Here is a 12958-nt window from a genome sequence, read left to right as displayed (position 1 = left end):
CAGCACGAGTGAATAAATTTTTGAGCATTATAAAATTTGCAATTATAGATAATGAAGCGATTGGATGAGGTTACATACAAAATAATAGGATGCGCCATGAAGGTACATAACACATTAGGCAACGGATTTCAGGAGGTAATTTATCAGCGATGTTTAGCAATTGAATTACAAACGGCTGGGCTAAATTTTGTGCGGGAAAAAGAACAAACAATCTACTATAACAACATAGAAGTTGGTAGCCGAAGAGCTGATTTTATAGTTGAAAGCAATATTGTGATAGAACTGAAGGCGTTAATCAGTTTAGAAGACATTCACCTGGCACAAGCCAAGAACTATACTGTCGCCTACAATTTACCAGTTGGCTTGCTTATTAACTTTGGTAGTATCAGCCTCCAATACAAGAAAGTATTTAACAGCAAGTATAAATCGTTAACATAATTTAAATCCTAAGATTAATTTGTGCTGAACATCCTGTCCATCCCATAATCCTGTAAATCCTGATTCAGACAAAAAGTCCGAAATTCACCAAACACCACTCCAGCAACCTGTCATTATTTCAGCAGAATCACCTAAAAGTACCATTGGTTCACCCTTTGCTTCTGAACTCGTAGAAATAAAACTAAGGGAAAACAGACAAAGGCATATGAATTTTAACAACTATACCATCAAAGCCCAGGAGGCCATACAGAAGGCTACTGAGATAGCAGGCGGCAATCAGCAGCAGGCTATCGAAACCGGGCATATTTTAAAAGCTATTCTGGAGACAGACGAGAACGTAACCAACTTCCTGCTTCAGAAATTAGGCGTTAACGGAAACATCCTGCACAGCAAGCTGGACGAGATCATGGCGGCTTACCCGAAAGTGAGCGGCGGCAGTCCGTACCTAGCTAACGATGCGGCTGCAGCGCTACAAAAAGCTACTTCTTATTTAAAGGAATTTGGAGATGAGTATGTGGCCATTGAGCACATGCTGCTGGGCATACTTGCTGGCCGCGATAAAGTGGCTGGCCTGATGAAGGATGTTGGCTTTAACGAAAAAGACCTTAAAAAAGCCATAAAAGAATTGCGTGGTGGAGCTAAGGTAACTGACCAGAACGCTGAGGCTAAGTATAACTCCCTGAAACGCTATGCAAAAAACCTGAACGAGCTGGCTCGTGCCGGCAAAATAGACCCTGTGATTGGCCGTGACGAGGAGATCCGACGTGTACTGCAGATCCTGAGCCGAAGAACTAAGAACAACCCCGTGTTGCTTGGTGAGCCTGGCGTGGGTAAAACCGCTATTGTAGAAGGCTTAGCACAGCGTATTGTATCTGGTGATGTGCCGGAAAACCTAAAAAACAAAACGCTGATGAGCCTGGATATGGGCTTATTGGTGGCAGGCGCCAAGTATAAAGGTGAGTTTGAAGAGCGTCTAAAAGCCGTGATTAAAGAAGTGGTGGATGCTGAAGGTGAGATTGTGTTGTTCATCGACGAGATTCATACGTTGATCGGGGCCGGTGCGGGTGGCGAAAGTGCCATGGATGCGGCCAACCTGCTTAAGCCAGCCCTGGCGCGTGGCGAACTGCATGCCATCGGTGCGACTACCCTAAAAGAGTATCAGAAGTACATAGAGAAGGACAAGGCTCTGGAACGTCGTTTCCAGGCGGTGATGGTGGACGAACCAAGCGTGCCGGATGCCATTTCCATACTTCGCGGTATTAAGGATAAGTATGAGGTACACCACGGGGTACGCATCAAAGACGATGCGATCATAGCCGCAGTGGAGTTATCGAACCGCTACATCACTGACAGATTTTTGCCAGACAAGGCCATTGACCTGATGGATGAGGCGGCTGCAAAATTACGTATCGAGATCGACTCGCTGCCGGTAGAACTGGACGAATTGCAGCGTCGCATCATGCAGCTGGAGATCGAGCGTGAGGCAATACGTCGTGAGAATGATAAGGACAAGGAAACGGTGCTTTCTAAGGAGATTGCTGATCTTTCTACCAAACGCGATGACCTGAAAGCCAAGTGGCAGAACGAGAAGCAGATCATCGAGGGCATTCAGAAAGAAAAGGAAAACATTGAGCAGTATAAACTGGAGGCTGAGCAGGCTGAACGTAGCGGTGATTATGGCCGTGTGGCGGAGTTGCGTTACGGTAAAATTCAGGAGGCTGAGGCACACCTGAAAGAATTGCAGGAGCAGGTACACCAAATGCAGGGCGAGAACCCGATGCTGAAGGAGGAAGTGAATGCCGAGGATATTGCCGAAGTAGTTGCCAAATGGACGGGCATACCTGTTAGCAAAATGCTGCAAAGCGACCGCGAAAAACTGTTGCACCTGGAGCAGGAACTGGGCAAACGCGTAGCTGGGCAGGAAGAGGCAATTGAGGCCATCTCTGATGCAGTACGACGTAGCCGTGCCGGCATGCAGGACCCGAAACGTCCGATCGGTTCGTTCATATTTCTGGGTACAACCGGTGTAGGTAAAACAGAGCTTGCCAAGGCGCTGGCCGATTACCTGTTCAACGACGAGAACGCCATGGTGCGCATCGATATGAGTGAGTATCAGGAACGCCACGCCGTAAGCCGCATGGTGGGTGCGCCTCCGGGATACGTGGGCTACGACGAAGGTGGTCAGTTAACCGAGGCTGTGCGCCGTAAGCCATACTCTGTGGTGCTGCTCGACGAGATCGAAAAAGCGCATCCGGATGTGTTCAACATACTTCTGCAGGTACTCGACGATGGCCGCCTGACCGACAGCAAAGGCCGTGTGGTAAACTTCAAGAACACCATCATCATCATGACCTCCAACATCGGTTCGCACATTATCCAGAGCAATTTCGAGACGATGGATGAATTTAACCATGATGAGGTGATTGAGAAGACCAAGGAAGAGGTATTTGAACTTCTGAAGAAGTCGGTAAGGCCGGAGTTCCTGAACCGTATTGATGAACTGGTGATGTTCCGTCCGTTGAGCCGAGAGGATATCCGCCAGATCGTAGAGATACAGTTCGGCCATATTCAGGACCGACTGGAGGATGCCGGCATACGACTGGTAGCCTCCGACGAGGTACTGGATTACCTGGGCGAGCAGGGCTACGACCCACAGTTCGGCGCCCGACCACTGAAGCGCGTTATCCAGCGCCAAGTATTAAACGAGCTATCAAAAGAGATCCTGTCTGGCAAGATCAGCAAGGACTCTGTGGTAGAGGCCACGCTGGAGAACGGTCAGATACGATTCAACAACATAGACGTAGAGATACCGACAGGAGAGTAATTGTGATTTAGTTTAAAGTATAGATTAGCTGTAAACCCCGCTATTCCTTAGGAGTAGCGGGGTTTTGTATCTGTTAATAAATATCTATATTAACACTTCCAATACACACTACCTTATGCTAAACAGCTTAAAAACAATCTCCTTAATCAAAATTAAAACAGCAGGCATCAGCCTGCTTGCTCCGGGGCTAATCATACTATTTCTGGGGTTAAATCAGCATCCGCCCACAATCAACAAAGGCTTACATTACTCTGTTATAATTGCTTTGCTGTTTCAGATAACAGGAGTTATTCTTTTGGGCATTTACTATTTCAAAACCGACAAACGGCAACTTTATACTCGCCTGTTTATTGCTGTTCTGATGCTGGCTTTGGTTAAGGTTTATTTTATCTTCCGTTAAAGACATTATCTGCCGCCCCGAAGGCATTCGGGGTGGCTTTTCATGAGGCAAGCTTTCAGCTTGCGTTACCTATACTTGTTACTTTCGCAAGCTGAAAGCTTGCTTCATGCACCACCACGAGCTGAAAGCTCCCGGTAGAAAATACATAAATGCAACCAGATACTTACTTTCTGAGTTAGCTGCTGCATGAGTCGTAGCTATAAATTCCGGGATCAGTCAAAGCTATACTTTGTTTCCTTTGCCGTGGTAAACTGGATTGATGTTTTCGTACGGCGGGAGTATAAAGAGATTGTAGTGGAAAGCTTACAATACTGTATAAAATAGAAAGGGCTGGAAGTGTATGCCTGGGTGATCATGAGCAGTCACGTCCATTTAATTATCGGCAGCACTAAAGAACCGCTGGAAGGCATTCTTCGCGACATGAAAAGGCATACGGCTAAAGCCATACTTAAACTTATCGAGGAGCACAACCAGGAAAGTCGGAAGGATTGGCTTCTTTGGATGTTCAAACGCGTAGGCAGTTATAATCCTAGCACCGAAGTTTATCAGTTCTGGCAACATCATAATCATCCTATCGAGCTTAGCAATACCTTCCTTTTAGAGCAGAAACTAGACTACCTGCATCAAAACCCCGTTGAAGCCGGCTTTGTAGAAGAGCCTTGGGAATATTTATACAGCAGCGCCAGAGATTATGCTGGCAACAAGGGACTGGTCGACGTTATATTAATTGAGTAAACCTGCCGCGAGCTTTCAGCTCGTGGTAAGTATGAGGCAAGCTTTCAACTTGCGTTTTATAATATTTCATGCATTCGCAAGCTGAAAGCTTGCCTCATTTCCGTTCCAAGCTGAAAGCTTGAAACAGGTGCGTAAAATCCATACTTTGCAGTTGCTATACTTTAATACCTCCTAACCATGCTCAAAAAGCACCTACTGCTCCTGCTCTTTACTCTAACCATACTTACCGCTCAGGCTAAAGTAGATACCCTTACCATCCAAAGCCCATCAATGCAGAGAACGCTGAAGGCTGGCGTGGTAACTCCGGAAGGCTATAACAAGAAAAAGAACGGCCCTTATCCTGTTTTATACTTACTGCACGGCTACAGCGGCAATTTCAGTAACTGGCTAATAGTACCCCCGCAAAAAGACCTGCTCCAAAGTATGGCCAACAAGTATAACTTCATCATCGTTACCCCGGACGGTGGCTACAGCAGTTGGTATTTTGATAGCCCAGTTGACCCGACCAGCCAGTACGAAACCTTTATTACGCAGGAGCTGGTGCAGCTGATAGACACCAAGTATAAAACCATCAAAGAGAAAAATGGCCGCTTTATTTCCGGTTTAAGTATGGGCGGACATGGGGCTTTATACTTATCGTCCAGGCATCCGGATTTATACTTAGCCGCAGGAAGCATGAGCGGCTCTGTAAACATTGCTGCCATAGACCGCAAAAACCTATTGCCAAGTATAGAGGCCGTGCTTGGGCCGAAACAGCAAAATCAGCAGCGCTATGAGGAGAACTCTATAGTACACATGGTGCCGAAGCTAAAACAAAGCCGTGTAAGTTTTATGATTGACTGCGGTGTGAATGATTTCCTGATCGAGGATAACCGTGAGCTGCACCGGAGAATGGTTGCCGAAAAAGTGCCACATGAGTACATAGAGCGGCCCGGCGCACATTCCTGGACTTACTGGGGCAACGCGCTGGAATATCATCTTTTATTCTTCCAGAAAGAAAGAGCAAAAAGCCTCAAAACCTGATAATCTTTATACTTTTATAAATAAGCATTTCACTATTAAGCTATATTACAGCATTTTACTGCTATTTATAAAAATTGAGCAATAATATACTGCCATTCCTGAACTACAAGCTTGCAAAACACTGTGCAAACACGTAATTTGCCACAATTAGTAAAACTGTAACTGTATAAAAACAAGCAGGGTGTCTTCTGTTTTTACAACCTATACAAAGCTAGGCTTTCATCATATTTTTAACCTGCAGGCTTACGACCACATGCTGTTCCTGCTGGCACTTTGCGCCATCTATACTTTAAGCGACTGGCGAAAGGTACTGGCATTGGTAACCAGCTTCACGCTTGGCCACTCTGTTACCCTGGCACTGTCCACGTTCAATCTTATCCAGTTCGATACCGCCTTAATTGAGTTTCTGATACCGGTAACCATACTTTTTACCTGCCTTACCAATTTCTTTAAACTGAAGGGCGCAGCCTCCAAGCAGCATACCATATTTTCGCTGCATAACCTGATGGCGGTTTTCTTTGGACTGGTGCATGGCATGGGCTTTTCCAATTACCTGAAGTCTTTGCTCGGGCACGGCTCCGACACCTGGTTGCAGTTGCTTGCCTTTAATGTGGGCATCGAACTTGGCCAGTTGCTTATCGTCCTGATACTGCTTGTCGTGGCATTTATACTTTTAAACATTTTCAATGCCCGGAAACGCGATTGGATCATGGTGCTGTCGAGTGCGGCGGCAGGCATTTCGCTTATCCTGATCATGCAGACCAATATATTTTAGCACACAAACAACCTACTATCCCTAAACTTAACTAACCTAACTACCAACCCACGAATGAGAAACCTACTTACCGGCTTAGCTCTGATTGGTATGCTCGCAGGGCCTGCAATTGCTCAGGCACAGGACAATACCGACAAATCGAAGTTTAAGCAGCTGCAGCAGGAGTTGCCAACGCCGAACACATACCGCACCGCCTCCGGTGCACCAGGCCACGAGTACTGGCAACAGCGCGCCGATTATACTATTAAGGTTGAGCTGGACGACAAAAAGCAGTCTATCAAAGGCTCTGAAAGTATAACCTACACCAACAACTCGCCGGATGTGCTTACCTACCTGTGGGTGCAGTTGGACCAGAATATCTTCGAGCCAAACTCCATGACCAACCTGACCCGAACCGGCGAACTGAAGCAGCAGATGTCGGTGCAGGCGGTGGAGTACATGACCCGCGAGAAATTTGACGGTGGCTTTAAGATTGAGCAGGTAAAAGACCGCAATGGCAAAAACCTGAAGTATACCATCAACAACACCATGATGCGTATCGACCTGCCTTCGCCGCTAAAGCCAAAGCAGAGCTATACTTTCAGCATCGACTGGCACCACAACATCAACGACCAGAAAGCACTTGGCGGCCGTTCAGGTTACGAGTATTTCCCGGAGGATGGTAACTACCTGTACGAAATGGCGCAGTGGTTCCCGAGAATGGCCGTGTATGACGACGTAAACGGTTGGCAGCACAAGCAGTTTCTGGGCAGCGGCGAGTTTGCCCTGCCTTTCGGTGATTACAAAGTAAGTATAACCGTACCAGCAGACCACGTGGTAGGCGCAACCGGAGAGCTCCAGAACGCAAGCCAGGTGTTGTCTACTACGATGCAGAAGCGCTTTGCCGAGGCCATGAAAAGCAACAAGCCTGTAGTTATTGTAAATCAGGACGAAGCCGCTAATGCGGAGAAGAACCCTGTAAACAGTAAAAAGACCTGGGTTTACGCCGCTAAAAATGTGCGCGATTTTGCCTGGGCCAGCTCACGCAAATTTATCTGGGATGCCATGAACGTGAATGTAGGCGGCAAAAATGTGCTGGCTATGTCGTACTATCCCAAAGAGGCTAACCCGCTTTGGGGTCAGTATTCTACCGAGTCAGTGGCTCATACCTTGAAAGTATACTCCAAGCATACCATCGATTACCCATACCCTGTGGCTATTTCGGTACATGGCCCTGTAGGTGGCATGGAGTACCCGATGCTTTCATTTAACGGTTACCGCCCTGAGGCAGATGGCACCTACTCCGACCGTACCAAGTATGGCCTGATCTCCGTGATCATCCACGAAGTAGGTCATAACTTCTTCCCGATGATCATCAACTCCGACGAACGCCAGTGGACATGGATGGATGAAGGTCTGAACACCTTTATGCAGTACCTGGCCGAGCAGGAGTGGGAAAGAAACTACCCGTCACGCCGCGGCGAGCCTGCTAACATTGTAGAGTACATGAAGAGCGCCAAAAACGCGCAGGTGCCTATCATGACAAACTCAGAGTCTGTGCTTCAGTTCGGCAATAACGCGTATGGTAAGCCAGCCACCGCCCTAAATGTTTTACGTGAAACAGTAATGGGCCGCGAGCTTTTCGATTATGCTTTTAAGGAGTATTCGCAGCGCTGGGCATTTAAACACCCGATGCCTGCCGATTTCTTCCGTACCATGGAGGATGCTTCTGGCGTGGACCTGGACTGGTTCTGGAGAGGCTGGTTCTATACTACCGACCACACTGATATCTCTATTGAGAATGTGAAGTGGTATACGATCGACTCGCAGAACCCTGAGTTTGTGAACGCACAGCTACGTGAGCAGCAGAACAAGGCTCCTAAAACCTTATCGCAGCAGCGCAACCTGAAAGATATCCAGAAAACCAGGCTGGACGAAAGACCGGAACTGAAGGACTTTTACAACAGCTACGACCCGCTGGCAACCACAGCAACTGACCAGCAGCGCTACCAGGCTTTCCTTAAAAACCTGACACCTGCCGAGAAAAAAGCCCTTGACTCTGGCCTGAACTTCTACGAGGTAAACTTCAAGAACATCGGCGGTTTGGTGATGCCTTTGATCGTACGCATGGAGTTTGAAGATGGCACGGAAGAAGTAGTAAACATTCCGGCCGAGATCTGGCGCTACGACAACGAAAATATCACAAAAGTATTTGTAACAGAAAAACCAGTTGTAAACTTCGAACTGGACCCATACCTGCAAACTGCCGATACCGAGCTATCTAATAATTACTTCCCTCGTCGCCTGGCCCCGTCACGCTTCGAGCTTTATAAACAGCAGCAGCGCGAGCAGCAAAACCCAATGCAACGCGAACGCTCCACGAGCCGTAACGGCAGCAGAAACAATACCGGCCAATAATTATACACATCTCACCTTAAACACAAAATCCCCCAGGCGCATCGTCTGGGGGATTTTTTTATTATGTGATAAACTGAAGTCAGTTTATACTTTGAAGATGCCAGCACCTCCCTTCTCACAAGATCTCCCGAAACATGTTCGGGATGTTTCACTTACAGAATGTCATTTCGAACGCTAGTGAGAAATCTGAAATAATGCGGTACTATGAAATACTCCAGATTTCTCCCGTTGGTCGAAATGACACTCATTCTTTAATTTATCACCTAATCCCCGCCATACTTGTTGATGAAATCCTGCGATACCCTGTCGCCTTTCCGGACGAAAGGCCTGATGATTAGGCGGGTACTGTTCTCGTAGGTGAAGAACTTGTAGATCCAGTTGCTGAGCACGACCAGCTTGTTTCGGAAGCCTATCAGGTACATGATGTGCACAAACAGCCAGATGACCCAGGCAAAGAAACCGCTCAAGTGCATGTTGTTTGGCAGGTCGGCCACGGCGCGGTTACGTCCAATAATAGCCAGTGAGCCCTTGTCGTAGTATTTAAACGGCTCCAGAGGTTCTTTCCTGATGATCCGGCGCAGGTTCTTGGCCAGCAGTTTGCCCTGCTGTATGGCTGGCTGCGCCACCCCAGGGTGCCCCTTCGGAAACTCAGGGGTTTTCATCATGGCCACATCGCCTATGGCAAAAATACTGTCGTAGCCAAGCACCTGGTTAAACTCGTTTACCAGGTAGCGTCCACGCTCCACGCATTCCTCCGGCAACCCGGGCAATACCGCCCCGGATACACCTGCCGCCCAGATCAGGGTATTTGTTTTGATCTGCTCGCCGCCCTTAAGTATAACCGTCTCTCCGTCGTAACCTTCAACCAGCGTATTCAGCTTAATGATAATCCCGAGTTCGTTCAGGTACTTATAGGTTTTCTGGCTGGCCTCTTCCGACATAGGTGGCAACACCCTGTCAAGCCCTTCCACCAGGTAGATATTCATCTGGCTGAAGTCCATACCGGGGTAATCTGTTGGCAGTACGTGCTTCTTCATTTCGGCAAGTGCGCCGGCCAGTTCAACGCCGGTTGGTCCCGCCCCCACGATCACAAAGTTCATCAGGGTTTGCCTTATCTCCGGGTCGCTGGTCATGTTGGCCTGCTCAAAGCACTGCAGCATCTGGCTGCGCAGATTCAGAGCCTGTGGTATCTGCTTCAGCGGGAAGCCATACTTCTTTATCTGTTCGTTACCAAAGTAGTTGATCTTGGTTCCGGTTGCGATCACCAGGAAATCGAAAGGCAGTTCCCCGATCAGGGTGTCTACGGTTTTGGCAACAGGATTAATGCCGGTTACCTTTACCAGCCTGAAATGGAAATCCTCGTAATCGTCACTGCCGAACATCTTACGGAGTGGCTCTGCAATGGAGTCTGGTTCCAGGCCGGCTGTGGCCACCTGGTATAGCAAAGGCCAAAAGCCATGGTAATTCTGCTTGTCGAACATCACCACCTGGAAATTCTTCTCAGACAGTTTTCTGGCGAGGTTTATTCCCCCGAATCCGCCTCCAATAATAACCACGCGGGGTTTGGTAGTATCGGGTATATTTAGCGATAGCTTATCAGGTTTAAGCATAGTTTATTTTGTTTTGATAGTTGTGCAGCGCATAAATAAGGGGCTGCAGCATATGTTTAGCACATAAACACTTCTATCGCAAAATAACGCAGGGGGCTGTAGTAAGTTACTGTAATGCCTGCTTAAAGGCAACTGGCAGCAAATGCCGGCAAACGGAGCGCACAAAAAAACAAGATTTACCTAACCCTTCCGAGGAGTGGAATTTTTCCTCGTGCATGTAATTCCCCTCTGGGGGTAGGGGCCCTCTTTAAAGAGAGGGGTGCAGGGGTGTTTACACCTTCCTGGTTAATCATATATCGTAACTTGAGTAAATTAACAACTGCCCCTGGGATTTATACTTTATAAGATTTGCTACTGGCCGTTGCCTTTGAAAATGGCGTTGATAATCGCCGGTATGGCAAACGGGCTGATGGTAGGATACATGATGCGGTTTTGCTGCTGTTGCACCTGCTGTTGTTGCCAGAACCTGAAATTGGCGCCACCATCCATCGGGGTGTTCTTGAATAGCTCTTCCAGTCGTTCCGGGTCCAGGTTGCGCATGGCCATGGCTCGGCCCTCGTCGGGTAGCTTTACTTTGGCAACGGCCTCTTTAAAGTCACGTTCGGTTGGCCACGGAAAAACATCTACAGTAGGCAGTTCGGTTGGGTCCTCCTGCATCTGCATAATAATAGAGTAACTGTCGCTGCTATATGTTTTAGGGATGATCAGGTATTGCTTTTTGTAACCCAGCGCACTGAAAAGCACACTATCGCCGGCTACCACCGGCACTGAGAAAAAGCCAAACTCGTTGGACTGAGTACCACGGCTTGTTTTGGGCACATACACACTTACGCCGGCTACTCCGTACAGGCTATCGCCGGTGGCCACAAAGCCCGACAGCTGCACTACACGCTGCCGTGTTTGCGCCTGCGCTTCATTGGGCAGCAGCACCAGCAACAGAAGTATGGCCACAGCTGCACCCAGGGCTTTTTTAAGCCTGGAAGTATACTTTGTAAATATGGTTGCGCTTGTGCTCATTTCTTACAATTATAGGATTTATTATTTTATAATAGCAGCTTTTGCCTAATTTTGTTCTGTTCCCACAGCAACCATGAGGCTCAAACACTTCAGTATCACCTTTGGCGAGCAGATTCTGAAAGCACTGGCAGACGAATCCCGCATCCGCATTCTCAACCTGATAATGCATAACAAGGAAATGTGCACTTCGGACCTGGAGCAGGTGCTGGATTTTACGCAAACCAAAACCTCCCGCCACCTTACCTATCTCCGTAACGCCAGCCTTGTTACTTCACGTAAAACAGACCAATGGGTGTTTTACGCCATCAAGGACGAAGCCGCAGACTTTGTAAGCCAGATCTTTAGTTACCTGGAGCGCGACGCAACGCTGCAAAAAGACCAGGAAACTTACCAGATACTGTACTCGAACCGCGAACTGGCCATTAACAAATTGCAGGCCCGCCGTTGGGTATCTCCTTAATTTAGGCACCCTTGCTATAACTATTAAACCTTTCATTTATTGCAAGGTTTAATTTTTGCATCAGTCAGTTACAATGGCTAACTGCAACATTGTGCCATAAAGTTCGTTCTTTAGCACCTTCATTTATACTTTACCCCACATGAAACAGTACCAGCACATCCTCTTCGACCTTGACCACACGCTTTGGGATTTTGAGAAAAACTCAGAAGAAACAATTTATACTTTGTATGAAGAGTTTGAGCTGGCCGGCTTTGCCATGTTCGACAAAGATTCGTTTTACAAGAAGTATAAATTTGTGAACGCCTTGATGTGGGACTTGTATAATAAGGGCAAGATTGACCAAAAGGAGCTGCGCGAGAACCGCTTTAAGAAAACGTTGATGGGCCTGGGCCTGGAGGAGCACGAGGTACCGGCCGGTATTTCGGATGCGTACACGGACCTGTGCCCTACCAAAACGGCTGTTTTTCCTTATACTTACGAGGTGCTGCAATACCTGCAGCCAAAGTATAATTTACACATTATCACCAATGGCTTTAAAGAAGTTCAGCACATCAAAATGGCATCTTCTAACCTGCATGGCTATTTTAAAGAGATCGTAACCTCTGAGTGCTGTGGCTATAAGAAACCAGACCGCCGCATGTTCGAGCACCTGCTGGACCGCATTGCCGTAACGCCTGACAACTGCCTAATGATAGGTGACAACTTTGAGTGTGATGTGGAAGGCGCCATGGCCTGCGGCATAGACCAGGTATACTTTAACCCGGAAGGTGTCCGAAGCAAAAAACGTCCCAAGCCAACCTATGAGATCATGTGCCTGAGCGAATTGAAAAGTATACTTTAAGCCCTTTACCCAGCCGCAGCCTTTGCCTCTAGGGCCCTGAACTCAGCTTCCATGTCCTTTATTTTACCCAAATCATCAATGTTGATGATCCTGCCCATGGACCTCTTCCTTGAGTTAAGCTTCGCCAGGACGGCTTTGGCGTAGTCCCAGTCTGCTCTGTTCCAGTTGGCTTGCTTTGCCTTTACCCGGTCAATAAAGGTCATGTAAGCGTGAGCAATGTTGGAGGCAGTAAGCGAACCCACGTCGGCATAAGGCCCTAAAAGCTCTCTTTCTGATTTAATGTGTAGTTGTTCGGTCTGTGATGCCGCAATGAGGGCAGAGGCTGCCAGAATACAGACCGTGAACAAGGCTATAGTTAACAGGATGTGTATGTAATGTATTCGTTTGGCTTCCATCTTTCTTGCCGTCCCTCATTCTTATGTACGCATCTGCTTTAAA

General features: G+C 47.6%; 12 protein-coding genes. 9 read left to right on the top strand and 3 right to left on the bottom strand.

The genetic code is table 11. The features are described 5' to 3' along the window. The first annotated feature begins 51 nt into the window (after positions 1 to 51). The 7 genes from AC4BAP_RS11280 to AC4BAP_RS11250 all read left to right on the top strand — a co-directional run bounded on the left by AC4BAP_RS11280 (position 52) and on the right by AC4BAP_RS11250 (position 8592). Positions 52 to 438 carry a GxxExxY protein gene (locus AC4BAP_RS11280; RefSeq protein ID WP_490582756.1) on the top strand — a complete coding sequence of 129 codons (387 nt, stop codon included), beginning with the start codon at positions 52 to 54 and terminating at the stop codon, positions 436 to 438. Between the two features lie 205 nt (positions 439 to 643). Then, on the top strand, positions 644 to 3262 hold the full coding sequence (clpB, locus tag AC4BAP_RS11275; RefSeq protein WP_490582755.1) for an ATP-dependent chaperone ClpB: 2619 nt from the start codon (positions 644 to 646) through the stop codon (positions 3260 to 3262). Between the two features lie 115 nt (positions 3263 to 3377). Beyond that, positions 3378 to 3662, top strand: a complete 285-nt coding sequence (locus tag AC4BAP_RS11270) for a hypothetical protein (RefSeq protein WP_490582754.1) — start codon at positions 3378 to 3380, stop codon at positions 3660 to 3662. 354 nt (positions 3663 to 4016) lie between these two features. Then, a complete protein-coding gene (locus tag AC4BAP_RS11265) occupies positions 4017 to 4397 on the top strand; it encodes a transposase (protein WP_490582753.1) in 381 nt (126 codons plus the stop codon). A 177-nt stretch (positions 4398 to 4574) separates the two neighbouring features. After that, complete coding sequence (locus AC4BAP_RS11260; RefSeq protein ID WP_490582752.1) at positions 4575 to 5420, top strand: alpha/beta hydrolase; 846 nt, start codon at positions 4575 to 4577, stop codon at positions 5418 to 5420. 181 nt (positions 5421 to 5601) lie between these two features. Beyond that, positions 5602 to 6195, top strand: coding sequence for a HupE/UreJ family protein (locus tag AC4BAP_RS11255; RefSeq protein ID WP_490582751.1), 594 nt, complete (start codon positions 5602 to 5604; stop codon positions 6193 to 6195). 54 nt (positions 6196 to 6249) lie between these two features. Beyond that, positions 6250 to 8592: a M1 family metallopeptidase gene (locus AC4BAP_RS11250; protein WP_490582750.1), complete on the top strand. Its 2343-nt coding sequence runs from the start codon at positions 6250 to 6252 to the stop codon at positions 8590 to 8592. 263 nt (positions 8593 to 8855) lie between these two features. On the opposite strand, the gene AC4BAP_RS11245 is transcribed toward AC4BAP_RS11250, so the two are convergent. Both AC4BAP_RS11245 and AC4BAP_RS11240 read right to left on the bottom strand, forming a co-directional pair. Further along, positions 8856 to 10202 (bottom strand): NAD(P)/FAD-dependent oxidoreductase, encoded by a 1347-nt coding sequence (locus AC4BAP_RS11245; protein ID WP_490582749.1) that lies wholly within the window; start codon positions 10200 to 10202, stop codon positions 8856 to 8858. A gap of 351 nt (positions 10203 to 10553) precedes the next feature. After that, positions 10554 to 11219, bottom strand: a complete 666-nt coding sequence (locus AC4BAP_RS11240) for a peptidase associated/transthyretin-like domain-containing protein (protein ID WP_490582748.1) — start codon at positions 11217 to 11219, stop codon at positions 10554 to 10556. Positions 11220 to 11292: 73 nt separating this feature from the next. Between AC4BAP_RS11240 and AC4BAP_RS11235 the strand changes: the two genes are divergently transcribed. Both AC4BAP_RS11235 and AC4BAP_RS11230 read left to right on the top strand, forming a co-directional pair. Further along, positions 11293 to 11679: an ArsR/SmtB family transcription factor gene (locus AC4BAP_RS11235; protein ID WP_490582747.1), complete on the top strand. Its 387-nt coding sequence runs from the start codon at positions 11293 to 11295 to the stop codon at positions 11677 to 11679. Between the two features lie 139 nt (positions 11680 to 11818). Beyond that, positions 11819 to 12520 (top strand): YjjG family noncanonical pyrimidine nucleotidase, encoded by a 702-nt coding sequence (locus tag AC4BAP_RS11230; RefSeq protein WP_490582746.1) that lies wholly within the window; start codon positions 11819 to 11821, stop codon positions 12518 to 12520. Between the two features lie 5 nt (positions 12521 to 12525). Here the strand turns inward: AC4BAP_RS11230 and AC4BAP_RS11225 are convergent, their stop codons facing one another. Further along, complete coding sequence (locus tag AC4BAP_RS11225) at positions 12526 to 12915, bottom strand: hypothetical protein (RefSeq protein WP_490582745.1); 390 nt, start codon at positions 12913 to 12915, stop codon at positions 12526 to 12528. Positions 12916 to 12958 lie beyond the last annotated feature (43 nt).

The organism is Pontibacter sp. GD7 (assembly GCF_058216375.1).
This window is presented reverse-complemented; position numbering and strand designations above follow the sequence as displayed.